The 25,363-nt window shown below is 62.1% G+C and carries 24 protein-coding genes; 17 read left to right on the top strand and 7 right to left on the bottom strand.

Annotated elements, in window-relative coordinates; genetic code table 11:
• Positions 1 to 6 precede the first annotated feature (6 nt).
• Positions 7 to 1,434 carry a mannose-1-phosphate guanylyltransferase/mannose-6-phosphate isomerase gene (locus ABIB57_RS06870; RefSeq protein ID WP_354039426.1) on the bottom strand — a complete coding sequence of 476 codons (1,428 nt, stop codon included), beginning with the start codon at positions 1,432 to 1,434 and terminating at the stop codon, positions 7 to 9.
• Between the two features lie 127 nt (positions 1,435 to 1,561).
• A complete protein-coding gene (locus ABIB57_RS06865) occupies positions 1,562 to 2,812 on the bottom strand; it encodes an ROK family protein (protein ID WP_354039424.1) in 1,251 nt (416 codons plus the stop codon).
• A 207-nt stretch (positions 2,813 to 3,019) separates the two neighbouring features.
• On the opposite strand from ABIB57_RS06865, the gene xylF reads away from it, so the two are divergent.
• From xylF to ABIB57_RS06780, 17 genes are all read left to right on the top strand, one after another.
• Positions 3,020 to 4,063 carry a D-xylose ABC transporter substrate-binding protein gene (gene xylF / locus ABIB57_RS06860; RefSeq protein ID WP_354039422.1) on the top strand — a complete coding sequence of 348 codons (1,044 nt, stop codon included), beginning with the start codon at positions 3,020 to 3,022 and terminating at the stop codon, positions 4,061 to 4,063.
• A gap of 76 nt (positions 4,064 to 4,139) precedes the next feature.
• On the top strand, positions 4,140 to 5,459 hold the full coding sequence (locus ABIB57_RS06855; protein WP_354039420.1) for a sugar ABC transporter permease: 1,320 nt from the start codon (positions 4,140 to 4,142) through the stop codon (positions 5,457 to 5,459).
• A 13-nt stretch (positions 5,460 to 5,472) separates the two neighbouring features.
• On the top strand, positions 5,473 to 6,255 hold the full coding sequence (locus tag ABIB57_RS06850; RefSeq protein ID WP_354039418.1) for an ATP-binding cassette domain-containing protein: 783 nt from the start codon (positions 5,473 to 5,475) through the stop codon (positions 6,253 to 6,255).
• 82 nt (positions 6,256 to 6,337) lie between these two features.
• A complete protein-coding gene (locus tag ABIB57_RS06845) occupies positions 6,338 to 7,006 on the top strand; it encodes a DUF1345 domain-containing protein (RefSeq protein ID WP_354039416.1) in 669 nt (222 codons plus the stop codon).
• Positions 7,003 to 7,437 (top strand): hypothetical protein, encoded by a 435-nt coding sequence (locus tag ABIB57_RS06840; protein WP_354039415.1) that lies wholly within the window; start codon positions 7,003 to 7,005, stop codon positions 7,435 to 7,437. Before ABIB57_RS06845 ends, ABIB57_RS06840 begins: the two co-directional genes overlap by 4 nt.
• Before the next feature lie 129 nt (positions 7,438 to 7,566).
• Entirely contained in the window at positions 7,567 to 8,694 is a 1,128-nt protein-coding gene (locus tag ABIB57_RS06835) for an S-(hydroxymethyl)glutathione dehydrogenase/class III alcohol dehydrogenase (protein ID WP_354039413.1), read from the top strand.
• 137 nt (positions 8,695 to 8,831) lie between these two features.
• On the top strand, positions 8,832 to 9,326 hold the full coding sequence (locus ABIB57_RS06830; protein ID WP_354039411.1) for an Xre family toxin-antitoxin system antitoxin: 495 nt from the start codon (positions 8,832 to 8,834) through the stop codon (positions 9,324 to 9,326).
• Positions 9,323 to 9,835 carry an RES family NAD+ phosphorylase gene (locus tag ABIB57_RS06825; RefSeq protein ID WP_354039409.1) on the top strand — a complete coding sequence of 171 codons (513 nt, stop codon included), beginning with the start codon at positions 9,323 to 9,325 and terminating at the stop codon, positions 9,833 to 9,835. The genes ABIB57_RS06830 and ABIB57_RS06825 overlap by 4 nt, the downstream gene beginning before the upstream one ends.
• Before the next feature lie 19 nt (positions 9,836 to 9,854).
• A complete protein-coding gene (locus tag ABIB57_RS06820) occupies positions 9,855 to 10,334 on the top strand; it encodes a YaiI/YqxD family protein (RefSeq protein ID WP_354039407.1) in 480 nt (159 codons plus the stop codon).
• A gap of 215 nt (positions 10,335 to 10,549) precedes the next feature.
• Positions 10,550 to 11,266, top strand: coding sequence for a polysaccharide deacetylase family protein (locus ABIB57_RS06815; protein WP_354039406.1), 717 nt, complete (start codon positions 10,550 to 10,552; stop codon positions 11,264 to 11,266).
• A 481-nt stretch (positions 11,267 to 11,747) separates the two neighbouring features.
• The gene (locus ABIB57_RS06810) at positions 11,748 to 13,031 is read left to right on the top strand and encodes an ABC transporter substrate-binding protein (RefSeq protein WP_354039404.1); all 1,284 of its coding nucleotides are present in this window, start codon (positions 11,748 to 11,750) and stop codon (positions 13,029 to 13,031) included.
• Positions 13,031 to 13,993, top strand: coding sequence for a carbohydrate ABC transporter permease (locus ABIB57_RS06805; protein ID WP_354039403.1), 963 nt, complete (start codon positions 13,031 to 13,033; stop codon positions 13,991 to 13,993). The genes ABIB57_RS06810 and ABIB57_RS06805 overlap by 1 nt, the downstream gene beginning before the upstream one ends.
• Positions 13,990 to 14,811 carry a carbohydrate ABC transporter permease gene (locus ABIB57_RS06800; protein ID WP_354039401.1) on the top strand — a complete coding sequence of 274 codons (822 nt, stop codon included), beginning with the start codon at positions 13,990 to 13,992 and terminating at the stop codon, positions 14,809 to 14,811. Before ABIB57_RS06805 ends, ABIB57_RS06800 begins: the two co-directional genes overlap by 4 nt.
• Positions 14,808 to 16,835 (top strand): beta-galactosidase trimerization domain-containing protein, encoded by a 2,028-nt coding sequence (locus ABIB57_RS06795; RefSeq protein ID WP_354039400.1) that lies wholly within the window; start codon positions 14,808 to 14,810, stop codon positions 16,833 to 16,835. Before ABIB57_RS06800 ends, ABIB57_RS06795 begins: the two co-directional genes overlap by 4 nt.
• Before the next feature lie 112 nt (positions 16,836 to 16,947).
• A complete protein-coding gene (locus ABIB57_RS06790) occupies positions 16,948 to 17,979 on the top strand; it encodes a LacI family DNA-binding transcriptional regulator (protein WP_354039398.1) in 1,032 nt (343 codons plus the stop codon).
• 24 nt (positions 17,980 to 18,003) lie between these two features.
• Entirely contained in the window at positions 18,004 to 19,059 is a 1,056-nt protein-coding gene (locus ABIB57_RS06785; protein WP_354039396.1) for an ABC transporter ATP-binding protein, read from the top strand.
• Positions 19,059 to 21,320: a glycoside hydrolase family 95 protein gene (locus ABIB57_RS06780; RefSeq protein WP_354039395.1), complete on the top strand. Its 2,262-nt coding sequence runs from the start codon at positions 19,059 to 19,061 to the stop codon at positions 21,318 to 21,320. Before ABIB57_RS06785 ends, ABIB57_RS06780 begins: the two co-directional genes overlap by 1 nt.
• Positions 21,321 to 21,465: 145 nt before the next feature.
• Here the strand turns inward: ABIB57_RS06780 and ABIB57_RS06775 are convergent, their stop codons facing one another.
• The 5 genes from ABIB57_RS06775 to ABIB57_RS06755 form a co-directional block, all read right to left on the bottom strand.
• Positions 21,466 to 21,672, bottom strand: coding sequence for a hypothetical protein (locus tag ABIB57_RS06775; RefSeq protein ID WP_354039393.1), 207 nt, complete (start codon positions 21,670 to 21,672; stop codon positions 21,466 to 21,468).
• Positions 21,669 to 22,418, bottom strand: a complete 750-nt coding sequence (locus tag ABIB57_RS06770) for a COG4280 domain-containing protein (protein ID WP_354039391.1) — start codon at positions 22,416 to 22,418, stop codon at positions 21,669 to 21,671. The genes ABIB57_RS06775 and ABIB57_RS06770 overlap by 4 nt, the downstream gene beginning before the upstream one ends.
• Before the next feature lie 57 nt (positions 22,419 to 22,475).
• Positions 22,476 to 23,828: a HAMP domain-containing sensor histidine kinase gene (locus ABIB57_RS06765; protein WP_354039389.1), complete on the bottom strand. Its 1,353-nt coding sequence runs from the start codon at positions 23,826 to 23,828 to the stop codon at positions 22,476 to 22,478.
• Positions 23,821 to 24,492: a winged helix-turn-helix domain-containing protein gene (locus ABIB57_RS06760; protein ID WP_354039697.1), complete on the bottom strand. Its 672-nt coding sequence runs from the start codon at positions 24,490 to 24,492 to the stop codon at positions 23,821 to 23,823. Before ABIB57_RS06760 ends, ABIB57_RS06765 begins: the two co-directional genes overlap by 8 nt.
• 90 nt (positions 24,493 to 24,582) lie before the next feature.
• Positions 24,583 to 25,353: a COG4705 family protein gene (locus tag ABIB57_RS06755; protein ID WP_354039695.1), complete on the bottom strand. Its 771-nt coding sequence runs from the start codon at positions 25,351 to 25,353 to the stop codon at positions 24,583 to 24,585.
• Positions 25,354 to 25,363: the final 10 nt, after the last annotated feature.

The following is a 25,363-nucleotide window of genomic DNA, read 5'->3' as shown; positions in this document are numbered from 1 at the left end:
AGAAGCTCACGCCCGGCCGAATTCGTCCTCGATGCGGATGATGTCGTCTTCGCCGAGATAGGACCCGGTCTGCACTTCGATCAGTTCCAGTTCGATCTTGCCCGGGTTAGCCAGCCGGTGGGTGCAGCCGAGCGGCAGGTAGATGGACTGGTTCTCGCTCAGCATCATAACTTTGCCGTCGAGCGTCACTTCTGCGGTCCCGCGCACGACCACCCAGTGCTCGGAACGGTGATGGTGCTTTTGCAGGCTGAGCTTCTTGCCGGGCTTGACGAACAGGCGCTTGACCTGGAAGCGCTCGCCAATCACCACGGACGAATAACCGCCCCAGGGCCGATAGGCAGTCTTGTGGATTTCGGTCAGCGCCGCGGTATCGGCATTGCCGCGCAGCACCTTGACCATGGCGCCGACTTTCTGCGCCTCCGAAAGCTTGCCGATGTAGATGGCGTCGTCACTGGCGATCACGGCGATATCGTCCAGCCCGTCGATGGCGACATGGGCGTGCTCGGTCATCACCAATGAGTTGCTGACATTGTTGAGCGTAACGGCGCCGCTGGTGACATTGTCGGCCGCGTCCTTGCTACCGACCTTCCACACCGCGTCCCAACTGCCCAGATCGGACCAGTGGAAGCTGACCGGTACTACGACTGCATCGGCAGTCTTTTCGAAGATGGCATAATCGACGGAAATATTTGGCGCTTGCGCGAACGCGGCCTCGTCTAGGCGCACAAAGTCCAGATCGACCTTGGCTTGCAGAACCGCTTCATTGGCGGCGGTGTAGGTGTCGGGTGAAAACGCCTCGCACTCTTCGAGGAACTTGCCGGCGCCGAGCATGAACATGCCCGAATTCCACAGGAAGCCGCCGCTCGACAGCATGTCTTCGGCAGTCTCACGATTTGGCTTTTCAACGAAACGGTCGACGGCGTTGACGCCTTCACCAACGCCTTGGCCGGTCTTGATATAGCCGTAGCCGGTTTCCGGTGTCGTCGGCACAATGCCGAAGGTCACCAGTTTGCCGGCGCGAGCGGCCTCGGCGGCGCGCTGGGCGGAGACCGCATAGCCCTCGTCAACCAGCACGTCGTGGTCGGACGGCAGCACGTGCAGGATGGCATCGGCGCCGAAATTGGTCATCGCATAGGCGGCAGCGGCGGCGATGGCGACGGCGGTGTTGCGAGCCACGGGCTCGAGCAACACGCCGCCAAGTTCGCAGCCGATCTCCAGCGCTTGCTCCGCCACGAGAAAGCGGTATTCGGCATTGGTGACGATGATGGGCTTGTCGTAGACCGAACGATCGCCGACGCGCTGCAACGTCGCCTGGAACAGGCTGGTGGGGCCGGTCAGCGGCAGGAACTGCTTGGGCCGTGCTGCGCGCGACATCGGCCATAGCCGCGTACCCTGGCCACCGGCAAGCACCACAGGCACAATCAATTTCGTCATGGAGGCTCCGGGAAGGCTGCGCGTTGGGCAACTGATGCTGGCAGCTTCTATACTATGTCAACGTTGGGTCATGGCAGAAATTTCTGCCAGTTGACAACGCTTAACCGCTATCCGCAGCGAAGGTTGCCTAGCCTGTCGAGCGCTCGACGCCGCGCGATAAGGTGGGCAGCGCGGCGAACTCGGCCTGGTCGATCTCGTTGAGCGCCTTCATCATCAGGCCGCGAAAGATAGGCTCCTTCTCGTCGCGATAAGCGATGATGGCGGGCAGGCCATTAACGCGGCAGACGAGGGCACCGGCCAGAGCAGTTTCGATTTCCGTGCGCATCAGTTCGAACGAACGAGCGCCGGGGCCCACGATGAGAATGTGGGATGGATCGAACACCGCCATCATTCGGCTGAGCCCGAAGCCGATGGCGCGGCCCGCGATGTTGAAGGCGTGGGTGGCGCTACGATCGCCGGTTTCGGCACGCTGGATGAGGTCGTCATATTGCTGTGGAGGTACCGACGGAGCGGGAGTGGTGGTCTCAGGCACCGAATAGGCGGTGCGCAGCACGCCGTAGTCGGAGGCATAGGCTTCGATGCAGCCACGCATGCCACAACGGCACAGAGCGCCGTTGGGCATGTGGTTCATATGTCCGAATTCTGTGGTGCCCTCGTTGCCGCGTCCTAGAATCTCGCCGGGAAAGGTCATGCCCATGGCCACGGTCGAGCCGACAAACACGGTGGCCACGCTGGCATCGTGCAGTTCCGGATTAAGCCAACGCGTTCCTTCGGCGAGCAACCGGCCGCGCTTATAGAGCGTCACCGGCAGATCGAATGCGTCTGCCAGGCTATCGGCGAATGGCGTGCCGGCCAGATGGGCGATGGGCGACCACTTGAGGCTGCGCCCGTCGCGGTCGAGAATGCCCTGCACGGAAATGGCGATCCGTCGTAGCGTCTTGGTCTCGACCGGATTGCGCTTGCCCAGATACTCGATCCGCTCGCGCAGGAACTCGCCCGGCGCAATGGTAGCGAACAGGGTAGGGGCCAAAGGCAAGTCGATGCGGTCGACCAGCGTGCCGCCATAGTCCACCAGCGACAGGCGTGCGCGGCTGACTTCAATCTCGAACAGCGCGGCATAAGCGGCGGTGCGGTTGAAGCCGATCCTGACGGCAGGACGCCCGCGAGCCTTGGCATCGGAGCTTGGCGTTTCCGCCAGTTCGGTAACAATATGCTGAGCCAGCAGGTCCTGCGTAATCGCCGTCATGCTGGCATGGCTGAGGCCGGTTTGGGATGCAAGAACGGTGCGCGACAGAGGGCCGTGAACGCGCAGGGCACTCAGGACCAGGCCACGGTTTTGCCGCCGGACGCTGTCGCTATCGCTGACAAATCGCGTCAAGCCGCTTTCCCCAATCGGATCGAATGAATATCGCTATCGATAGCCTACTCGGTTGATTATTTCGAGTATCGAAATGATGTTGACAGACGTACGTACCTCATGTCACTTGTTTTTTCGAGCATTGAAAATAATGCTCAGGGCGCTGGAGGGGCCCCGCTGGGCTATTCGCCAGCAATCGGGCGGGAAACCGCCAAATGGGAGGACATCATGAACAAATTTTTCGCGGTCTTGCTGTGCACGACCGTCATTTCCAGTGCTGCCGGCGCCGTCCTGGCGCAGGACAAGCTGACCGTTGGCGTATCCTGGAATAATTTCCAGGAAGAACGCTGGAAGACTGACGAAGCGGCGATCAAGGCCGTGCTCGACGCCGCCGGCGCCACCTATATTTCGGCCGACGCCCAGTCGTCCGCCGGCAAGCAGTTGACGGATATCGAAAGCCTGATCTCGCAGGGCGCCGATGCTATCATCGTGCTGGCGCAGGATAGCGATGCTGTCGGCCCAGCCGTCGCGGCCGCCGTCGCTGAAGGCATCCCGGTGGTTGGTTATGACCGTCTGATCGAAAATCCAGATGCTTTCTACCTGACCTTTGACAATAAGGAAGTCGGGCGCATGCAGGCTCAGGGCGTGTTCGCCGTGCAGCCGACCGGCAACTACGTCTTCATCAAGGGCAACGGCGCCGATCCCAATGCTGACTTCCTGTTCGAGGGCCAGATGGAGGTCCTCAAGGCCGCCATCGATTCTGGCGCCATCAAGAATGTCGGCGAAGCCTATACCGAAAACTGGAACCCCGAAGTCGCCCAGGCGAACATGGAACAGTTCCTGACCGCCAATAACAACGAAGTCGACGCCGTCGTCGCCTCCAATGACGGCACTGCCGGCGGTGCAATCGCAGCGCTGACTGCGCAGGGCCTTGCCGGCTCGGTGCCGGTTTCGGGCCAGGACGGCGATCACGCCGCCCTCAACCGCATCGCGCTCGGTACCCAGACCGTCTCGGTCTGGAAAGACGCTCGCGAACTGGGCAAGAAAGCCGCCGAAGTGGCGCTCGAGCTGGCTGGCGGCACGGCGCTTGACGCCGTCACCGGCGGCACCAAGTTCTCGGGCGGGCCGAAGGGCGTCGAGATGAACTCGTTCTTCATCGCTCCCGTCGCCATCACCAAGGACAACCTCAACGTCGTCATCGACGCCGGTTGGGTGACCAAGGATGTCGTGTGCCAGGGCGTCGCTGCCGGCACTGTTGCGGCCTGCAACTAAGAACGCGCTATAATCTGATCGAACTGGCGGTGCCGTGGCCTCAGCCGCGGCACCGCTGTAAATGGGGGACTCTATGATGGCTCATCAGCCTGCGGTTTCAACGGCCGCGCATCCAAGCCGGCACGTCACAAATCCGCTGCAGCGCTTTCTGGCTGCCACCGAGCTGGATACGCGCCTGCTCGGCATGGTGGGCGCGCTGGCCATCATCTGGATCGGCTTTCACATTTTTTCGGGCGGGCTGTTCCTGACGCCCCGCAACCTGTGGAACCTGTCTGTGCAGACCGCCTCGGTGGCGGTGATGGTCACCGGCATGGTGCTGATCATCGTCACCCGCAATATCGACCTGTCAGTCGGCTCCATTCTGGGGCTCGTCGGGATGGTGATGGGCGTCATGCAGACCGATATCCTGCCCAATCAGCTCGGCCTTGGCCTCGGTCATCCCATGATCTGGGTGCTGTCGCTGGCTGCCGGCCTCATCGTCGGCGTCGGCATCGGTGCGCTGCAAGGCGTCATCATCGCCTATCTTAAGGTGCCGGCCTTCATCGTCACGCTGGGTGGCTATCTGGTGTGGCGCGGCGCGGCGTGGTGGGTCACCATGGGGCGCACCGTGGCGCCAATGGATGTGAGATTCCAACTGATGGGCGGTGGGCCTGCCGGTTCGATTGGATTCTTCTGGAGCTGGGTGGTCGCGGCCATTGCCTGCGTCGCCATCCTTGTGGGCCTCTATTTCGGACGCAAGCAGCGCCTGCGCTTCAACTTTCCGCTGCGTCCGATCTGGGCCGAAATTTCGCTTGGCGTCATCGGCTGCGGCCTGACGATTGCGGCTGTCTGGGTGGCCAATGCCTATCCGTGGCCGCGCCGCATCGCCGAGAATTTCGCCGCAGCCAATGGCATCGCCATTCCCGAAGGCGGACTATTCATCTCTCACGGCATCGCCATTCCAGTGCTGATCGCGGTCGGCGTCGGCGTAGTGATGACCTTCATCTCCATGCGCACCCGCTTTGGCCGCTATGTCTTCGCCATGGGCGGCAATCCCGAGGCGGCGGAGCTGGCGGGTATCAATACCCGGTGGGTGACCGTCAAGATTTTCATGCTGATGGGCGGGCTCTGCGCCATCGCCGCCGCCATCTCGTCGGCCCGCCTCAACGCAGCGACCAATGCCTTGGGCACGCTCGATGAGCTCTATGTCATCGCCGCAGCGGTGATCGGCGGCACGTCGTTGGCGGGCGGCGTTGGCACTATCGCCGGTGCGCTGCTCGGCGCCCTGGTCATGCAATCGCTGCAATCGGGCATGGTGCTGATGGGCATGGATAGCCCGCTGCAATCTATCGTCGTCGGCATCGTCCTCGTCTTCGCAGTCTGGCTCGATACGCTCTACCGCCGCAACAAGAATTAGGGAGTCCTTGATCATGCTGGACACCAGAACACCGCTCGTCGAAATGGACGACATCTCGATTTCCTTCGGCGGCATTCGCGCCGTCGATCGGGCCTCGATCGATCTTTATCCCGGTGAAGTCGTGGGCTTGTTGGGCCATAACGGCGCCGGCAAGTCGACGCTGATCAAGATCCTGTCGGGCGCCTACAAGCGCGACGCCGGCTCGATTCGCATCAATGGCAAGGACGCCACGATCAACAATCCGCGCGATGCGAAGGGTTATGGGATCGAAACGATCTACCAGCAGCTCGCCGTGGCCGACAATGTCGATGCCGCCGCCAATCTGTTTCTGGGGCGCGAATTGGTGACTCCGATCGGCACGCTCGATGATGCAGCGATGGAATCCAAGGCGCGCGAAGTCATGGGGCGGCTCAATCCCAATTTTCGCCGCTTCAAGGAGCCGGTGAAGGCCTTGTCCGGTGGACAGCGCCAGTCCGTCGCGATTGCTCGCGCCATCCTGTTCAATGCCCGCATCCTGATCATGGACGAGCCCACTGCGGCGCTGGGTCCGCAGGAAACTGCGCAGGTTGGCGACCTGATCAAGCAGCTCAAATCCGATGGCATCGGCATTTTCCTTATCAGCCACGACATCCACGACGTGTTCGACCTCGCGGACCGCGTGGTGGTGATGAAGAACGGCCAGGTCGTGGGCAGTGCGCGTACAGAGGACGTCACCAAGGACGAAGTGCTGGGTATGATCATTCTCGGCAAGGTGCCCGCGGGCGCCACCGCTGGCCCAGGCGCGCTTGAGGACTGACCATCGTTATCCTTGCGCGCGTTCAAAGGTTTGACGCCGCTGCGGAAGGGGCTATCCTTACCTCAATAGGGTGGAGAATGGCATGATCTTAGGGCGCTACCGGCGGCATAAGGCGTTCTATGTCGGGCTGATCGCGGGCTTCATGGTGCTGGCGGTGACGCTGTTCTTCCTGCCGGCCCAGGCGATAGTCTGGAGTGCCAATGCGTTCTTCATCGGCTATCTCGTGGTGAGCCTGATGTTTTTCCCGCGGGCCAGCGCGGCCTTTCTCAAAAGCCATGCGGATCAGGAGGATGCGCCGGTCTGGATCATCTTTGTGGTGACGGCGGCGGTGATCGTCGCGGCGGTGATTTCGCTGTTCCAACTGTTGAATGCCGACGGGCAGGCGGACGCATTCCGGCTGATCGTGACGGCGGTGTCAGTGCCACTGGGCTGGTTTACCATTCACGCGATGGTCGCTCACCACTATGCCTTTGAATATTATGCAGTGCCTGAGGCCAGTTCGGGCGGCAAAAAAGACAAGAAGGCCGTGGTCGGCGGGCTCGACTTTCCCACCGGCGATGAGCCAGATGGCGGTAGTTTTCTTTATTTTTCCTACGTCATCGGCATGACCGCACAGGTCGCCGACGTGTCAGTCACCTCAAGGGAAATGCAGCGGATCGTGCTGTTTCACGGCATTTTTTCGTTCTTCTTCAACACCGTCATCCTGGCTGCCACCGTCAATGTGGCCGTCACACTCGGCGGTATGAAATGAAATTACCTCTCGTCGGATTGATGCTCGGATTGATGGCGGCGCATCCTGCGATGGCCGCGCCGGCGGCTTTGCTGCAACCCGCCGCCGGGCTGGATGCCGAAACGCTCGAAGCCGCGCGGTTCGACTGGAAGGGCAGTGGCCTGTCCTATGTGGGCGTCTGGGCCAATACGCCGCCGGATTGTGCCATCATCCAGACCGATACGCCCTATGATGGTTTCGTCATCATTACGCCGACCCATTTGCGCAGTTACGGCTCCTATTGCAGCACCGGGCCGGCGCTATCCAGGCCGCAAGGATACTCGCTGACCGCCATGTGCGAGGATGAAGGCGAGCACACCGAAGCCACTTTCGCCGTGCGAGTGATCGACGGAGAGACCATCAATATCGATGATGCCGAGGGCGACCTGGTGCGGTGTCACCTGCCGGATTGAGTCCGGTTTCGTCCGCAAGTACTTGTAATCAGTGGTAAGTCCGCCGGCGTCTGGCGTTCAGACCTTTAACGTTGTCGGCTCCGGCACATCATGCCAGAACTGCGAGGGATTGAATCGAGGAACCGCATCATGAAATCCCGCGCCGCCGTCGCCTTTCAGGCTGGAAAACCACTTGAAATCGTTGAAGTCGATCTGGAAGGCCCCCGCGCCGGCGAGGTGCTGATCGAGATCAAGGCGACGGGCATCTGTCACACGGACGATTTCACCCTGTCGGGCGCCGATCCGGAGGGCCTGTTCCCGGCCATTCTGGGCCACGAGGGCGCAGGGGTCGTGGTAGAGGTTGGGGTAGGCGTTACCAGCCTCAAGGTGGGTGACCACGTCATTCCGCTTTATACGCCGGAGTGCCGCGAGTGCTATTCTTGCCGCTCGGGCAAGACCAATTTGTGCACTGCGATCCGCTCGACCCAGGGGCAGGGGCTGATGCCCGATGGCACGTCGCGCTTCTCCTACAAGGGCCAGCCGCTGTTCCACTACATGGGCTGCTCGACCTTCTCCAACTACACTGTCTTACCCGAAATCGCCGTCGCCAAGATCGACGCCAAGGCGGCGTTCGAGAAGGTTTGCTATGTCGGTTGCGGTGTCACCACCGGCATCGGCGCAGTCATCAACACCGCCAAGGTCGAAGTCGGCGCCACCGCCGTGGTGTTCGGCCTGGGCGGCATCGGCCTCAACGTCATCCAGGGGCTGCGCCTGGCGGGCGCTGACATGATCATTGGCGTCGATCTGAACAATTCCAAGAAGGAATGGGGGGAGCGCTTCGGCATGACCCACTTCGTCAATCCCAAGGAGATCGAGAGCGATATCGTCCCCTATCTGGTCAACATGACGAAACGGCGCGGCGATACCATTGGCGGGGCGGATTACACTTTCGATTGCACCGGCAACACCACGGTGATGCGCCAGGCGCTGGAAGCCAGCCATCGCGGCTGGGGCAAGTCCGTCGTCATCGGTGTTGCGGCCGCGGGGCAGGAGATTGCCACGCGTCCGTTCCAGTTGGTCACCGGCCGCACCTGGATGGGCACCGCCTTCGGCGGCGCCAAGGGCCGTACCGACGTGCCGAAAATCGTCGACTGGTATCTGAACGGCAAGATCGAGATCGACCCGATGATCACCCACACGCTACGTCTCGAGGACATCAACAAAGGGTTCGAATTGATGCGGTCCGGGGAAAGCATCCGTAGCGTTGTGGTGTTCTAACCATGAGCGGTGCGTCGTTTCGGTACGCGAGCTTCAGCACGGAGCTGAGTACTCCATCTTATATTAGAGCCGCGTCTGAGGTTGTATTCTCAGCCGTCATGTGACATATATTTTACGACACGTGACGGAGGCGGCAAATGACTCAAATTGCGATGACTGGTTTTGAAGAGGCGCAGACGCCCTTTGAGGCGGGCGACGTCAATCACGTCGCCGCGCTGCTGGGTGGGCACCGGGTGCTCAAGCATACGTTGAGCGGTCCGCTGGATGCCCATGAAATGCTGCTGGCCGGCTTGCCGGGCGAGGCGCTCACCTATCTGGAACGCAGCCTAAAATTCCTCGATGCGGCGGCCTTTGAGAAGGCTATCGGCATGAGCGTGCGCACCGTGCAGCGCCGCAAGGCGGATCCGAGCCAGGCGTTGAACACCGAGCAAAGCAACCGGACCTGGAAGTTCGCGGAAATCCTGGCCAAGGCCAGCGAGATTTTCGGGGGGCAGGGTGCGGCGGAACAATGGTTGGAGCGTCGGGCCATTGGCCTTGACGGCCGCCGCCCGATCGATCTGCTGGCCACTCAAGCCGGCGTCGATCTCGTCGAGACCCTGTTGGGACGCATCGAATACGGCGTCTATACGTGACGCCATTGCCCGCCGCGCTGGGCGGCACCGAACTTGTCGCCTGGCGCCTTGATGACGCCCGCTTCGCTGCCACCTGGGATAGTGGGGAGGGGGCGTACCGTTTTGGCGGGCGCTGGAGCAGCCGAGGCGTTCGCGCGGTCTATTGCTCGATCGATCCGGCGACGACAATTCTGGAAGTCGCGGTCCATAAAGGCTTCGATATCCTAGATACCGTCGCCCATGTGCTGACCTCGTTCACAATCACTGTTCCATCCCAAGTCCATGTGGTCGATCCCAGCGCCGTACCCAATCCCAACTGGCTGCACCCGGGCAATCCCAGCGCTGGCCAGCAGGCCTTTGGCGATGCCTTGCTGGCGCAGCACAAATTCGTTCTGCTTCCGAGCGCGGTATCGATCCATAGTTGGAACCTGATCTTTGTTGCCTCGGCTGCTGCCGGGGCCTTCAGCCTGCGGTCGCAGGAGCGTTTCGCTCTCGATACGCGGCTGCATCCTCCGGTCAATGCCGTCTAGCCAGATACAGCACCAGCCCATGTCCACTCCTCAAATTTACGTCGACGCCGATGCCTGCCCCGTCAAGGACGAAGCCCTGCGCGTCGCCGAGCGGCATGGGCTGGTACTGACTTTTGTCAGCAATGGCGGCATCAGGCCGTCGCGCGATCCGATGGTTCGCGTCGTCGTGGTGCCGCAGGGCGCCGACGCTGCGGACGACTGGATTGTCGAGCAGGCGCAGCCCAACGATATTGTACTGACCGCCGACATTCCCTTGGCCGGGCGAGCGCTGGCGCGTGGCTCGCACGTGCTCGGCTTCACCGGCAAGCCCTTTACGCAGGCGTCGATCGGCATGGCGTTGGCGATGCGCGAACTCAACCAGCACCTGCGCGAAACCGGTGAAAGCAAGGGTTACAATGCCAGCTTCCGACCGGCCGATCGTTCGGCCTTTCTTAGCGCGCTGGACACGCTCGTGGTGAAGGCAAAAGTCGCCGCTCGCTCGGAAACGACCGGCCGCTGACGCATTATTAACCATAATCGCAAAAACTGGCTCTGTGGTGATGGTGCAGAGTTCAGGTCGTGTTGCTTTCGCGTTTTGTCATTGTCGCCGCCCTGGCGAGTATGCTGCTTGGCGGATGCGCCAAGCCACCGAGTTCGCGCCTGGAATTTGCGGCCTCAAGGCCGACAATAACGGGCAGCGTTCCCCAAGTATCGCCAGCAAGCTCCCCGCAATCCATGCCTGACCGATTGTTTTCGCGTGGCCCGCTCAGTGGCCGCACGCTGACGGTGGCATCATCCGCCGACATCGTGCTGCATCCCGGCGAGGTCATCCTGACCTTCGATGATGGTCCGCGCGCTGGTCGCACCGATGCCATTCTCGACATTCTCGACCGTTATGACGTCAAGGCAAGCTTTCTGATGCTGGGCTGCGCCGCCGATGCGCATCCCGAACTGGTGCGGGCAGTGGCGGCGCATGGCCATACCATCGGCAGCCATAGCTATGACCATGCCGATCTGTCGAAGCTGACCAGCCAGGCAGCGCTTGACGACGTCGTCAGGGGCGAACGAGCGATATCGCGGGCGCTAGCGGGCAGCGGCGCGACGCTGTCGCCGTTCTTCCGTTTTCCGTACCTGGCGCAGACCGGATTCCTGCGCACCAATATGGCGCAGAACGACGTGGTGGTCCTCGACGTCAATATCGACAGCAAAGACTATTATTCCGAGACGCCCGACCAGGTCATTGCCCGCACCCTGCAGCGGCTGGAGGCGCGCGGCAGCGGCATCATCCTGTTCCACGACATCCACGCGCGCACGGTCGCGCTACTGCCGGATTTCCTGGCGCAATTGGATGAGCGGGGCTACTCGGTGGTCCGGCTGGTGCCGCGCGATCCGGGCGTCTTCGGCCGCGACGTCATCACCGCCGAAGCGCCGGTTCCGGCGTGCTGCGACTGAATCGGAATTTCTGGACCGCAATTGAAACATCCGAGTTTCGCTAAATCAAGCGAATGCAAGTCTGGTTTCATGATCCTATGCTGGTTGCTGTCATGGCTGTGGTCCTTTCTCTATCTGACAACGAAACTAGCTTCATCTTTCCAAGGGTCTGGCTGCGCTCCCACCACGGTTGGCATCACCAAATGTAACTGTCCGGGACGGTCAATATTCTCAGATCGCCCTAGTGCTTGGCGCGACAATCCGGCCGTTCCGCAACAAGCCAAGTCGGGCGTTTGCATTGACCTCTTGGCGCCCTAAAAGCGGACATCACCAGCACTGGCTTCTGTCGCAAGGCTAGAGGCTGCAGTGCCAAAATCACAATCCACAACCTCTCCCGGCACAGCGTTGCAAAATTAGAACTTGCCAAAACCATCTTAGTTGATAACGTTTCAACTTACTTGATGAAACGGCGAAACAGCCGCGTCAAGGAGGAGGAGAAATCATGTTCAACCGCACTCTGCGGCGCCGCACCGTCTTGGCCGGCGCCATGTTCGCAGCCCTTGCAGGCGTCAGTTCTTCAGCTCTGGCACAGGGAGTGAGCGGCGAGCTCGTCATCCTGCAGTGGCAGACTGGTGCCGACGGCCAAATGTGGAAAGACGTCGAAGCCAAGTTTATGGAACTGAACCCCGGCGTGACGATCAAGGAATTTTTGCCGGCCGGCACCCAAGGCGATCCGCGCGGCGGCATACGCACTGCACTGCTCGGCGGTGAAGTGGTGGATGTCCTGATCAACACCTGGCCGGCCTTTCGCGCCGAACTGGTCAATTCTGGCATCCTGCGGCCCGTCGACGATCAGTGGAAAAGCTTTGGCTGGGACAGCAAGCTGAGCCAGGCCTGGCGCGATCTGGGCAGCATCGATGGCACCACCTATGGCGTAACGTATACCTATGGCGACCGCTCGGCCATCTGGTACAAGACCTCCCAGCTTGAAAAGGCAGGCATCAAGCCGCCTGCCACCTGGGACGAATTCCTCGCCAGCTTCGACAAGCTCAAGGCCGCCGGCTATCCCGCCCCGGTGGTCATCCCGGCCAAATACTGGGCCCATACCGAGTGGTTCGAAACGCTGCTGTTGCGCACGGCGGGCGTCGATTTTGCCGCCGAACTGGCCGCTCACAAGGTCCCTTGGACCGATCCCAAGGTCAAAGTGGCGCTGATGAAATATGCCGAAATGCTCAAGGCCGGATGCTGCGCCGAGCCAGCGACGATGCTCGCTATCGAGCAACCTTATCCCACCCTCTATACCTCCGAGGACTCGAGCTACCTGCTGTTCGGCATGTGGACCAATTCGGCGCTCAAGAACGATCTGGGGCTCAAGGAAGGGGTCGATTACTCGATCTTCCAGTTCCCCAGCCTGGGCATGGGCTTTGACGACACGGCTAGCGTAGATGCCAAGGAGCTGAACCTGACCACCAACGGGGCCAATCCGGCGGCAGCCGATGCGTTCGCCGATTTCATCATCGGGGCGGACGCAGCCAATATTATGGCCAAGTACGGCTATGCCTCGCCAAGCACGGCGGCGGATGGCTCGCTGCTGGGGCCAGTGCAGCAGATCGCGACCGGCGCCGTGGCCAAGTCCAAGGTGCAGTTCGTGCTGGGCGATCTTTTGCCCGGCGATCTGGTCGACGAGTACCGGGTGCAGTTGCAGAAGTTCCTGCAGGATCCGAGCGAGGCCACCGTCGACACGGTGCTGGCCGCGATCGAGGCCAAGGCAGCGACGGCTTACTGATGGCCAATACTGTCGCAGAACAGGCGGCAGGCCCGGTGGATGTTTCCTCCCCCAAGGGTGGCGCGCGGCTTCGGCTGCCCGTCACCCGCGGGTGGCGCCTCACCGATGCGCCGGCGGCCTGGTTGCTCATCACACCCGTCATCGTGCTGTTCGGAATCTCGGTCGTCTACCCGTTGTTCGACACGATCCGGATTTCGTTTTTCGATATCAAGGGCCTGGCCCCTGCCAAATGGGTAGGCCTGGGCAACTATGTCACGCTGTTTGGCGATGCGACCTTTCGCAATACCCTGCTGACCACGCTGATCTTCACGCTGGGCACCACTGTGGTCTCGGTGAGCCTGGGCTGGGCGCTGGCCATGCTGTGCGCCTTTGCGCCAGCCCAGACCACGCCCTTTCGCGGCATGATGTTCGTGACCTTCGGCATATCGGAGGCGGTCTCGGGCTATATGTGGCTCAATATCCTGCGGCCCGACAAGGCCGGCCTGCTCAATGCGGTGATCGGCATCTTCGTGCCCGGCTATGCGCATTCCTGGTTGGGCGATCCCAATACGGCGCTCTGGTCGCTGATTTTCGTCGCCTCCTGGAGCGGCGTCGGGCTGCCGCTGATGCTGTGCTTTGCGGCCGTGCAGTCCATTCCCCGCACCGTGCTGGAAGCCGCCTATATGGATGGCGCCAAGCCGGCTTCGATCATGCGGCACATCATGATGCCGCTGTCGCTGCCGGGCGTGCGCGTCGCCGTCTTCATCAACCTGCTGGGCGCCTTGCGCGCTTTCGACATCATCTATGTGATGACCGGTGGGGGGCCCGTACGCGCCACCGAAACGGTGGGCTATTTCATGTACCGGGAGTCCATGACCCAGTTCAAACTCGGCTATGGCGCTGCCGCCACCGTGGTGTTGCTGATCGCCGTGCTCGTCATCTCCATACCCGCCATTGTCCAGCGCACGGCAGGTGCCAAATGATCGGGCGTATTCCCTGGTGGACGGTTGTTGTCGTGGGCGTGATCGCCACGATCTGGGTTATTCCGGTGCTGGGCATCGTCATCACCTCCGTGCGTCCGCCCAGCGAAGTGGCGCTCGGCTGGTGGCGGATCGACCATGTGAGCTTCACGCTCAGCGCGTGGATAAGGGTGTGGTCGGAATATCCGCTGGCGCAGGCATTCTGGTTTACCGGCATGCTGGCCGCCATTGCGACGCTGGGCACCATGTTGTTTGCGCCCGTCGCGGCCTATGCCTTCCACTTCCTCAAGTTTCGCTTCCGCCGGCTGCTGCTGATCATCATCATCAACGCCTTCGTGCTGCCGCAGCAGGTCGTGGTGATCCCGCTGTTCATCCTGTGGCGAGACCTCAAGCTCATCGACAATATCGCGGCGGTGCTCATTCCCTATATCGGGCTGAGCTTTGCGTGGTCGATCTTCCTCGTCAAAAACTTCCTTGAGGACTTTCCCAAGGAACTGATCGAAGCGGCGAAGATCGACGGTTGCGGCCCGATCTCCACGCTGCGTCACGTCGTGCTGCCCAATGCCACGAGCCCAATCTACGCCGTGGGCGTGCTGCAGTTCCTGTGGACCTGGAATGCCCTGCTGCTGCCCATGCTCTACCTGCGCAGCATCCAGCCCTTGCCGGTTCTGCTGACCAAGGTCGCGGGCACCTATGAGAGCAACTGGGACCTCCGCTCCGTCGCCGCCATCGTCACCACAATCGTTCCACTAATCGTCTTCGTCGTCTTCCAACGTCAATTTGCCGCCGGGTCGCAGACCCGCACAGGGGCCAAAGAGTGACCAAAATTCGTACCAACAAACCACTGCGCTACCGCCAAATTCATCTCGACTTCCATACCTCGGAACATATCCCAGCGATCGGCGCCGATTTTGACGCAGCCGATTTCGTCGCGACCTTCAAGAAGGCGCATGTGGATTCGGTGACCATTTTCGCCAAGTGCCACCATGGCTGGGCCTATTATCCAACCGAAGTGGGAGCGCCCCATCCCAATCTGGCGCGGCCGGACCTGCTGGGCGAAATGGTCGATGCGCTCAACGCGGCCGATATCGAGTGCCCCATCTACATCACCGTGCAGTGGGACGAGCGCAATGCGCGCCTGCATCCGGAGTGGCGGGCCCGCTCGGCCACGGCCAACCGGTTCGATCCCGGCCAGCTCAAGGCGGGGTGGCATACGCTCTGCCTCAACCACAAGGCCTATCGGGACGAGTTGCTCGCCATGGCGCGCGAAGTCGCCAGCCGCTACGCCACGCCGGGCATTTTCTTCGATATCGTCCTGACGCCCGACTGTGTCTGCCAGGAATGCCTCGATACCATGGCGGCACAGGGGCTCGATCCCGAGAATGCGGCCGATCGGCTGACCAAGGACGAATGGGTCAACGAGGTGTTCCGCAGCGAAATGAGCGCGGTGCTCAACGCCGAATTCCCCGGCCTGCGCATCTTCTACAATTGCGGCCACATCCATAAGCAGGGCCCCGAGCGCTTTGCCCCCTATAGCCATCTCGAACTCGAAAGCCTGCCCACCGGCGGCTGGGGCTATAACCACTTCCCGGCCAGCGCGCGCTATGCCGCCACCCTGGGGCTCGACTTCGTGGCCCATACCGGCAAGTTCCACACCTCGTGGGGCGAGTTCGGGGGCTTCAAGCATCCCGACGCACTCGAATTCGAAGCCGCCCAGATGGTGGCTTTGGGCTCGAAATGCCTCGTCGGCGATCAACTGCATCCCAATGGCGCGATCAATCCAGACACATACGCCTCAATCGGCCCAGCCTATGCGCGGGTGGAAAAGCTGGAGCCTTTTCTCGAGGGCGCGACGCAGGTGTCCGAAGTGGCCATCCTGACAGCCGAATATTTCCACCACGCGGGCGACCGCAATAACAATGCCGACGATGGCGCGGCGCAGATGCTGCAGGAATTGCAGCAGCCGTTCGACGTGATCGATCCCAGTGCCGATTTCTCGCGCTATCGCGTCATCATCCTCCCCGACGAAGTGCCGGTCGAGGATGAGCTGGCGCAGCGGTTCAAGGATTATCTCGCCGGGGGCGGCAAGCTGCTGATGAGTGGCATATCAGCCCTGCAGGACGATGGGCATTTCGCGGTTCCCGCGGGTATCCGCAATACCGGGCAGATCGAATTCGAACCGTCCTATCTGCGGGCTACCAGTGAGCTCGACCCATCCATGACCCAATCGCCGTTCGTGGTCTATGGCCGGGCGCAGGCCATCGTGGCTGAGGGCGCGACCGTCCTGGCCGAGGTGGTGCCGCCCTATTTCAATCGCACCTACCAGCATTTCTCCTCCCATGCCCACGCGCCCGACGACACCAGCGCAGCCCCGCTCGGCGCCGGGGTGACCATCTATAATGGGGTGGCGTATGTCGCCTATCCGATCTTTTCGATCTATCGCGCCATGGGCCAGCCGCTTTATCGATACGTGGTGCGTGGCCTGCTCGACAGGCTGCTGCCCGATCCGGCGCTGACTACTAACCTGCCGAGCGCGGGCCGTGCTTCACTGACCCATCAGCACGAGCGCGGTCGGCATGTGCTGCATTTGTTGTATGGCGCGCCGCAGGTGCGCGGCAATGCGGTGCCCAACGGCAATGGCGTTCGCGTTATGGAGATGATCGAGGATATTCCGGCCATCGGGCCGGTCAGTGCCAGAGTTCGGTTGCCCAATCCGCCCCAGCGCGCCTATGAGGCGATTTCGGGCGAGCCTGTTGCCATTGCCGATCTTGGGGGCGGTCAATATGGCGTGACGCTCGACCGGCTGCGCATCCATGCCGCGGTCGTGTTCGAAGATCGTGCCTAGAACCGGCCTGGCTTGGCCGGTGGCAGTAGCACCGGCACCAAACGCAGACTATGCAGACAGAAGGCGTCTGGCCGCAAGGGGCCGGGCGTGTTCACGCAGGATTAGCAGACGGATGACCGACCAAACCATCACCAGGCCTCGCCCGGCCACGATCATCGATGTCGCCCGGGAAGCCGGTGTCGCCGTGGGTACGGTATCGCGCTACATCAACGGCCTGCCCATTCGCGTCGGCAATCGCGAGCGCATCGCCCAGGTCATCGAAGAACTGGGCTATCGTCGCAACAGCGCTGCGGCGTCGATGAAGACCAATACCACCCATATTGTGGGCATGCTGGTGCCGGCGGTCAGCGAGTTCCATGCGGCGCTGTTGGACCAACTCACCCGGCGCATGCGCCAGACCGGGCGGGCCGTGCTCTGTTATTGCCACGATACCGATCCGACCTCCTTCATGGAGGGGCTGGAGTTTTTTGCCGGGCACCGTGTCGACGCCGTGGTGATGGATGGCAATGAGGAACTGCGCCAGCGCCTGGCGCCCTACATCGACGAAGGCATGTTGATCGTGCTTTACGACAACGATCTGCCGGGCCTCGCCGCTGATCGGGTGTTCGTTGAAAATCGCCGCGCCAGCAAGCGGCTGGTGGATCACCTTCTCGACCTCGGACACGAACGCATCGCCATCCTGCACGGCAACCTGCGCGACTCTGTGGCGCGCGATCGTCTTCAGGGCTATCGCGACGCGCTAGAGGCGCATGGCATTGCCAAAAGCCCCGAACTGCTGATGGATGCGGGCTGGAACGAGCAGCGCGCCTATAGTGGCATAGGCGACCTGATGGCGCTGCCCAATCCGCCGACTGCCGTATTCGGCGCCAATTACAATATGAGCATCGGCGCGCTGCGCTGGCTGCAGGAACACGATGTGTCGATCCCCGACGACATGTCGCTGGTCAGCTTCGATGACGTGCCGGCCTTTTCGGTGCATCTGCCGGGCATCACGGCGGTCGGCCAGCCGGTCGCGAAGATCGCCCAGACGATCGTCTCGACGCTGCAGGAGCGCCTGGCGCAGGGCGGCCCCTCGGGCAAGCGCACCGTGCGCATCGACGCGGATATTATTTTAAGAGGCTCGACCCGTCGCTTGCGACGCTAACGAGCCGCGCCGGAGGAGGCGAAAATGGCCAATGTCGTACTGAGCAATGTCAGCAAATCCTATGGCAACCTCGAGGTCATCGAGGGGCTGAACCTCAGCATCGAGGACGGCTCGTTCACGGTGTTCGTGGGCCCCTCTGGATGTGGCAAGTCGACATTGCTGCGCATGATCGCCGGGCTCGAACCTATTACCAAGGGCAAGCTGGAAATCGACGGCAAGACGATGAACAACGCCGATCCGATAGAGCGCGGCGTGGCCATGGTGTTCCAGAACTACGCGCTCTATCCGCATATGACGGTCGAGCAGAATATTGGTTTTTCGCTGCGCATGGCGGGGCTGAGCAAGGACGATATCGCCGCCCGGGTCGCCGTCGCGGCGCAGACTCTGCAGATCGAGCCGCTGCTGAAGCGAAAGCCCGGCCAGCTTTCGGGCGGCCAGCGCCAGCGCGTTGCCATCGGCCGCGCCATCGTGCGCGACCCCGAGGTTTTCCTCTTCGATGAACCGCTGAGCAATCTCGATGCCGAATTGCGGGTGTCGATGCGGGTGGAGATCGCCAAGCTGCACAACACGCTCGGCTCGACCATGATCTATGTCACCCACGACCAGACTGAGGCGATGACGCTGGCGGACAAGATCGTGGTGATGCGCGCCGGCAAGATCGAGCAGGCTGGCACGCCAGAGGACCTGTATGAAAATCCCGACAGCCTGTTTGTCGCTGGTTTCATCGGCTCGCCGCGGATGAACTTCCTGCGCGGCGTCTTCAGTTCTGGCCGATTGCAGCTCGAAACCGGGGCCGAATGGGCCGGGATCGGGCCGGATGGCGCGGTTCTGGTTGGCGTGCGGCCCGAGCATTTCGTCGAGGCGGGGCAGGGTGCAGCCGATATCTCGGTCAAAGTCGACGTCGTCGAGAACCTGGGCGGCACGCGCTTCGTCTATGGCACGCTGGTCTCGGGCGAAAGCGTCGTCGTGGAGGCCCGCGAACGCTCTGGCATCAGGGCTGGCGACCAGATTTCCTTCGGCATCAAGCCTGAACGGGCCATGCTGTTTTCTCCCTCCGGCACTCGACTGCGGACCCTGTGATGACACACGAACTCTGGTACAAAAAGCCGGCCACCGAGTGGACGGACGCCCTGCCTGTCGGTAACGGTCGCCTTGGCGCCATGGTGCATGGTGGCGTGGGCCGCGAGGAATTGCAGCTCAATGAATCCACGCTCTGGTCCGGCGGGCCATACCAGCCGACCAATCCCGAGGCATTGCCCAACCTGGCCGAGGTGCGCGCGCTCATCCTGGCGGGGCGCTTCGAGGACGCCCATGCGCTGACGCAAGCCCATTTGCTCGCCAAGCCCTATCTGCAAATGAGCTATCAGCCGGCTGGCAATCTGTTCCTCGATTTCACGCAGCATGAGGCCATTGCCGGCAGCTATCGGCGCCAGCTCGATCTGGCGACTGGCGTGGCGACCACGCGCTATGGCCTGCTCGGTAGCGGCTTCGAGCCGGATGCGGCGCAGTTCACCCGGCAGGTCTTTGCCTCGGCGGCCGATGACCTGATCGTGCTGAAGGTGTCGTGTTCGCTCCCCGGCGCATTGGCCTTCGAGGCTTGGCTCGACAGCCCGCAGGAAGGTGAGTTGCTCGTCGGCGATGCAAGCGGTCTGTCGTATCGGGGCCGAAACTTTGGCAAGCATGGCGTGCCGGGGCAATTGAGCTTTGGTATCGACGTGCACCTGCGCGTCGAGGGTGGCAGCGTCGAACGCAGAGGCCGGCGTCTCGTGGTGCGTGACGCGACCTCGGCCCTGTTCCTGATCGACATGGCCACCAGTTTTACCCGCTTCGACGATGTCTCCGGCGACCCGGAGGCGCGGCTGGCGGCGCGACGATCGAAGCTGGTGGCGCTCGATTTCGACACCCTATTGGCCAACCACGTTGCGGCGCATCGGGCGCAGTTCGACCGGCTCGACATCGATCTCGGCGCGGGCCGCAGCGACCTGCCGACCGATGAGCGTATCGCCAATTTCGCCACGGGCGACGATCCGGCTTTGGCAGCGCTCTATGTGCAATATGGGCGCTACCTGATGATTAGTTCCAGCCGGCCTGGCACGCAGCCAACCACGCTGCAGGGCATCTGGAACAAGGAAACCAGGCCGCCTTGGGGCAGCAAGTACACCGCCAATATCAACCTGCAGATGAACTACTGGCTGCCCGACCCGGCCAACCTCCCCGATATGATGGAGCCGGTCATCGCCCTGGTCGAGGACCTGGCCATCACCGGCGCTGAAATGGCACGTGCCCATTACGGCGCAAGCGGCTGGGTGATGCACCACAATACCGATATCTGGCGGGCTACCGGCCCGGTTGATGGCGCGGCCTGGGGCGTCTGGCCCACCGGCGGCGCCTGGTTGATGGCGCAGCTTTGGGATCATACTCGCTTCGAGGGGCGACCGGAGGAATTGGTGCGACGGCTCTACGGCCCGCTCAAGGGCGCCGTGCAGTTCGCGCTCGATATCCTCGTGCCTCTGCCGGGCACCGACTATCTGGTCACCGTGCCATCCATCTCGCCGGAAAACCGCCATCCATTCGGCTCCTCGCTCTGCGCCGGACCGACCATGGACAACCAGATCCTGCGCGACCTGTTCGCCGCCTTTGCCGAGGCTGCGGAACAACTGGGCGTGGATGCCGAATTGTCTGCCGCGGCCCTTGCAGCGCGCCAGCGCCTGCCCGAGCATCGCATTGGCAAGGAAGGACAGTTGCAGGAATGGATGGACGACTGGGACATGGATGTTCCCGAAATCCACCATCGGCACGTTTCCCATCTCTATGGCCTCTATCCGGGCGACCAGATCGGCCTCGATACGACGCCCGAACTGGCGGCGGCTGCGCGCCGTTCCCTCGAAATCCGCGGCGACGAGGCCACCGGCTGGGGGATCGGCTGGCGCATCAACCTGTGGGCCCGCCTGCGCGAAGGCGAGCGCGCCCATGCGGTGCTGCAATTGCTGCTCAGCCCGTCCCGCAGCTATGCCAACCTCTTCGACGCTCATCCACCCTTCCAGATCGACGGCAATTTCGGTGGTGCCGCCGGAATTCTGGAAATGCTGGTGCAATCGACGGAAGATGCAGTCTGGTTATTGCCGGCCCTGCCAGCGAACTGGCCCAAGGGCACTTTGCGCGGCGTGCGGGCAAGGGGCGGCGTGGAGCTGGATTTCGGCTGGGACAATGGTGAGGTTGGCTGGGTACGGGTATTGAGCGCAAGGAACCGCGACATCACGGTGCATGCCGGCAGAACCATCAGGCTAAGCGCACTCGCAAATGAGGTGATGCAGCACGAATTCAGCGCAAGCCAATGTTGATTGCCATCGAGCACTGACCCAGGGTTTTCAGCGGCGTGATCGCGACATGATGCGAACCATAGTCAGCAGGCACTTAGCGCCAAAATGGACCTTCGACCCCAGACCAGGTGTCCACCATCGCATCACCCTGTCCTGAGCTTTCCCGCTATCGCCGGACGGCCCGCATGACGCTGGCGGCCAGGATCGCGACGCAGCCCAGAACCAGCAGTACCCCGCCCCAAAGGCCCGGAAAACCAAGCCACAGCACGGCAGCAGTAACGATGGCGATCAGCACCACCGACCACAGAGCGAGGCTCCCGTCGTCGATGAACATGCTGATGAGTTCGTCGGCGGCAATGCGCAGGAATTTCATTGGGCTGCCTTTTCGGTAACGGTAAGCCGCGTGCGACGCGCGGTCTGCAGGATCGCCCAGGCCGCGATGGCAAAAACGGCGAAGATGGCGAGCAAGGCGAGATCCGCACCCGGCCATTCGGCGCCGAGCCCTTCGCCGGTCCAGAATACGCCGAAGCTTGTCAGCATGAGGCCAACGACGAATTTAAGGGTGTTTTCAGGTACCTTCGACAGCGGCCGGTGCAGGGCCATTCCCAAGGCCATCACCACGACGACAGCGGCCAGTGCGCCGAGGCCGGCATAAAGCGTCAGCCCGCGGGTGGTTCCGACGGCGATGACGATGAAGATCACTTCGATGCCTTCGAGCAGCACCGCCTTGAACGCGGCCAGGCCGGCAAGGTAATTGGCGCGGCGGTCGCCGCCCTGTTGGGTCAGGGTGGCGGTTTCGGCGGCGAAGGCTTTGTCCTCGTCATGCAGCGCGATGACGCCGACGGAGCGCAGGATGGCCTTGCGCAACCAGCGCATGCCAAACAGGATCAGCAGCACGCCGACGACGAACTGCACATACGCGATGGGGATCAGCGCCAGCAGTGGACCGAATACAAGCACCAAGGCGATGAGCAGCAGTAGAGCCAGGCCGGCGCCGACGACTGCGGGACGCCAGCCGCGCGTCAGGCTAACGGCCAGCACGATGGTGAACGCCTCCACCACTTCCACGAAGGAAGCGAGGAAGGCCGCGGTCACCGTTGAGAAGATGGTAGCAGTCATGCGGGGTTCCGATCTGTGACCTGAATGGGGCGGTGGGCAGGCGATTCCGCGCGGTCGCTATGGGGGGAACCGCACGCGGACGCATAGTCCTGGCCTGCTGTCGGCCATTGTGATCGTCGCGCCATGCAGCTCGGCGATGGCCTTAACCAGACTCAAGCCCAGTCCGTGTCCCGGCGTGCTCCGACTCTTGTCGAGGCGGTAGAGGCGCTGGAATACCTTGTCCCGTTCGGCATCGGGAATGCCTGAACCGTTGTCGCAGACGGTGACCTCGAAAGTTTGGTCGCTCGTCCCGCTGGCCGACATTGCAATGGTGGTACCGGGCTGGCAATGGCGGATGGCATTTTCGATCAGGTTGGCGAACAATTGGGTCAGCAAGTCCTTGTCACCATGGATGTCAGGCAATGGCTCAACGGCGATGGTCAGGGTCTGGCCGTTTTCCTCGGCAACATCCGCATAGGCTTCGAACAGGGTCTGCAGGATCGGACCCACGGCGAGTTCCTTGAACCGCGCTCGCCTTGCGCCAGACTCGATTTGGGCGATGCGCAGCAGGGCCTCGAAGGTCATGTTGATCTGGCGGGCTTCGTCTTGTGCCTGTTGCAGCAGGGTTGCGACCGATTGGCCGGCTTCCTCGCTTTCGATGGCGTTTTGCACCGTGAAGCTCAGGCGGTTGAGCGGCGTCTTGAGATCGTGCGCGATGTCGACGCTGACCTGGCGCATGCCTTCCACAAGGCCGGCCAGACGTTCCAGGGCGTGATTGATCTGTATTGAAAGATCATCGAGGTCATCGCGGTTGCGCTGGACCGGGATGCGGGCCGCCAGTTCGCCGCGACCAATCATCGCCATCGTATTGGCGATGCGGTCCATCCGCCGCTGGCCGCGGGTCGCGATCAGCACGGCGGCCATGATGGCGAGAGCAACGAAGAGTAGGCCGGCCAGGCCGAGGCTGTTGAGCACGATCCCTCCGACGGCGTCGGTCTCGTCGAAGCTGCCGCCGACGACCAGCGTAGTGTTCCCGACCTGGCCCGAATAGATGCGGTACATCTCTTTATCGGCAGCCAGGCCCAGTTGATCGGCGCTGGCGATTGACCAGCCGATGGAGGTCGGCGCCGCCGTGATGTTGCCCCCGAGCAGTTCGCCCGCGGGCCCACGCAAAAGAAATACCCGCTCAAGCGCGGGATTGGCGGCCGCATTGCTGCGCACCAGGTCGAGCAGGTCGGTGAGGTCGTTCTCGCCATAGGACTGGGCGATGATCGAAAAGGTCTGCTCCAGCTGCTGTTTCAGGCGGGCGTCGAGTTCCGCCCGGATCAGCCCGAAGGCGATAAATCCCGCCAGGCCCAAGAACGCCAGAAAGGCCATGCTCAGCAGCGCCATCAGCCGGAACGGTGTGCTGCGATAGAGGGCCTTAAGCATGCAGGCTGTAGCCGGTATTGCGGATGGTGTGGAGCAGGGGCCTGTCGAACGGCTTGTCGATCTTGGCGCGGAGGCGGCTGATATGGGTCTCCACCACGCTGGTCTGGGGGTCGAAATGAAAGTCCCACACCCGCTCCAGCAGCATGGTGCGGGTTAGTACCCGGTTCTCGTTCTGCATGAGATATGTCAGCAGCGAGAATTCGCGCGGCAACAGTTCGATCGGCACGGAGCCGCGTCGGCAGCTATGGCGCACCAGGTCGATTTCAAGATCGCCCACCTGCAGCTTGATCTTCTCGGTCTGCGCCGGGGGACGGCGGGCCAAGGCGTTCAGCCGGGCCAGCAATTCGGAAAACGCGAATGGCTTGACCAGGTAATCATCGCCTCCCGCTTCGAGGCCATCGACCCGGTCATCGACGCCACCAACGGCGGTGAGGAACAGGACGGGCGTGGTATTGCCGGAGGCGCGCAGCGCCTTGACCAGCGACAGGCCATCGAGGCCGGGCAGCATCCGGTCGACCACCATGACGTCGAAGCGCTCGTTCATGGCTTGCACCAGACCATCGCGGCCGTCACGGATTACGTCGGTGACATGGCCCGCCTCGGTGAGGCCCCGGTTCACATAGTCGGCGGTGCGGGCATCGTCTTCGACGAACAGGATACGCATGGGGCAAGTCTCGATCAGGATGGACGCCGCGTCAACGAAAGTGGCGGCGATCAGGAGATCGCCGCCCTCAAACAATATCACTCGGCGGGTTCACGCCGTGAGTGCATTCCGTCTCGGCGCCATCAGGCTCATGTAAGCGACGAGGCCCGCTATCACCGCCAGGAAAATAACGCTGGTGATGATAGTGCCCAGCCCCAGCCCGCCATATTCCATCGGTTGCGACAGCAAATCTCCGAACGAGGCTCCCAGCGGCCGGGTCAGGATATAGGCCAGCCAGAAGGTCAGGATGGCGTCGGCCTTGAACACGAAGTGGGCCACAGCGATCAACGCGATGACGGCTGCGAACAGCACGCCTGTGGCCAGATATCCAAGCCCCAGGGTTTCAGCGATGTAGTCGCCGACAGCGGTTCCCAGGGCAAAGGTGAACAGGATCGTCAGCCAGTAGAAAATCTCGCGGCGCGTGGTGACGATGGTGTGGATCGACAGCGTCTTTTCGCTGGCGTACCAGGCGCCGAAGGTCAGGCCGAGCAGGATGGTGCAGCCGATCGTGGTGGTCTCCAGCGGAATGCCGAAAGTATCGACCAGATTGTCGGTGATCAGTGTGCCGACCACGCTCACCAGCACTACGGCCAGCCAATAGGTCCATGGCACATAGCGCTTGCGGCTAAATTGCAGGCCAATGGCGAGGGCCAGCACGATCATCATGATGATCGTCGTGGTCTGGAGGCCAATCCCCATATTGAGGGCGAGGAAATCCGCGGCAGTCTCGCCGACCGTCACCGCCATCAGTTTGATCAGCCAGAAATCGACCGTGACGCGGGGTACGCGGTTGTAGGCTTCCACGCCGTCGATGGTGGCCATTTCCGGCCCG

The sequence above is a fragment of the Devosia sp. UYZn731 genome (genome assembly GCF_040546795.1).
GTDB lineage: Bacteria > Pseudomonadota > Alphaproteobacteria > Rhizobiales > Devosiaceae > Devosia.
The sequence above is the reverse complement of the archived record's forward strand: the minus strand, read 5'-3'. Positions and strand labels throughout refer to the sequence as shown.

What these genes read in the sequence shown, in the direction of transcription:
- ABIB57_RS06870 (WP_354039426.1), bottom strand. Translation starts at nt 1,434, where the DNA reads ATGACGAAATTGATTGTGCCTGTGGTGCTTGCCGGTGGCCAGGGTACG.
- xylF (WP_354039422.1), top strand. Translation starts at nt 3,020, where the DNA reads ATGAACAAATTTTTCGCGGTCTTGCTGTGCACGACCGTCATTTCCAGT.
- ABIB57_RS06855 (WP_354039420.1), top strand. Translation starts at nt 4,140, where the DNA reads ATGGCTCATCAGCCTGCGGTTTCAACGGCCGCGCATCCAAGCCGGCAC.
- ABIB57_RS06850 (WP_354039418.1), top strand. Translation starts at nt 5,473, where the DNA reads ATGCTGGACACCAGAACACCGCTCGTCGAAATGGACGACATCTCGATT.
- ABIB57_RS06845 (WP_354039416.1), top strand. Translation starts at nt 6,338, where the DNA reads ATGATCTTAGGGCGCTACCGGCGGCATAAGGCGTTCTATGTCGGGCTG.
- ABIB57_RS06840 (WP_354039415.1), top strand. Translation starts at nt 7,003, where the DNA reads ATGAAATTACCTCTCGTCGGATTGATGCTCGGATTGATGGCGGCGCAT.
- ABIB57_RS06835 (WP_354039413.1), top strand. Translation starts at nt 7,567, where the DNA reads ATGAAATCCCGCGCCGCCGTCGCCTTTCAGGCTGGAAAACCACTTGAA.
- ABIB57_RS06830 (WP_354039411.1), top strand. Translation starts at nt 8,832, where the DNA reads ATGACTCAAATTGCGATGACTGGTTTTGAAGAGGCGCAGACGCCCTTT.
- ABIB57_RS06820 (WP_354039407.1), top strand. Translation starts at nt 9,855, where the DNA reads ATGTCCACTCCTCAAATTTACGTCGACGCCGATGCCTGCCCCGTCAAG.
- ABIB57_RS06815 (WP_354039406.1), top strand. Translation starts at nt 10,550, where the DNA reads ATGCCTGACCGATTGTTTTCGCGTGGCCCGCTCAGTGGCCGCACGCTG.
- ABIB57_RS06810 (WP_354039404.1), top strand. Translation starts at nt 11,748, where the DNA reads ATGTTCAACCGCACTCTGCGGCGCCGCACCGTCTTGGCCGGCGCCATG.
- ABIB57_RS06805 (WP_354039403.1), top strand. Translation starts at nt 13,031, where the DNA reads ATGGCCAATACTGTCGCAGAACAGGCGGCAGGCCCGGTGGATGTTTCC.
- ABIB57_RS06800 (WP_354039401.1), top strand. Translation starts at nt 13,990, where the DNA reads ATGATCGGGCGTATTCCCTGGTGGACGGTTGTTGTCGTGGGCGTGATC.
- ABIB57_RS06790 (WP_354039398.1), top strand. Translation starts at nt 16,948, where the DNA reads ATGACCGACCAAACCATCACCAGGCCTCGCCCGGCCACGATCATCGAT.
- ABIB57_RS06785 (WP_354039396.1), top strand. Translation starts at nt 18,004, where the DNA reads ATGGCCAATGTCGTACTGAGCAATGTCAGCAAATCCTATGGCAACCTC.
- ABIB57_RS06780 (WP_354039395.1), top strand. Translation starts at nt 19,059, where the DNA reads ATGACACACGAACTCTGGTACAAAAAGCCGGCCACCGAGTGGACGGAC.
- ABIB57_RS06775 (WP_354039393.1), bottom strand. Translation starts at nt 21,672, where the DNA reads ATGAAATTCCTGCGCATTGCCGCCGACGAACTCATCAGCATGTTCATC.
- ABIB57_RS06770 (WP_354039391.1), bottom strand. Translation starts at nt 22,418, where the DNA reads ATGACTGCTACCATCTTCTCAACGGTGACCGCGGCCTTCCTCGCTTCC.
- ABIB57_RS06765 (WP_354039389.1), bottom strand. Translation starts at nt 23,828, where the DNA reads ATGCTTAAGGCCCTCTATCGCAGCACACCGTTCCGGCTGATGGCGCTG.
- ABIB57_RS06760 (WP_354039697.1), bottom strand. Translation starts at nt 24,492, where the DNA reads ATGCGTATCCTGTTCGTCGAAGACGATGCCCGCACCGCCGACTATGTG.
- ABIB57_RS06755 (WP_354039695.1), bottom strand. Translation starts at nt 25,353, where the DNA reads ATGGCCACCATCGACGGCGTGGAAGCCTACAACCGCGTACCCCGCGTC.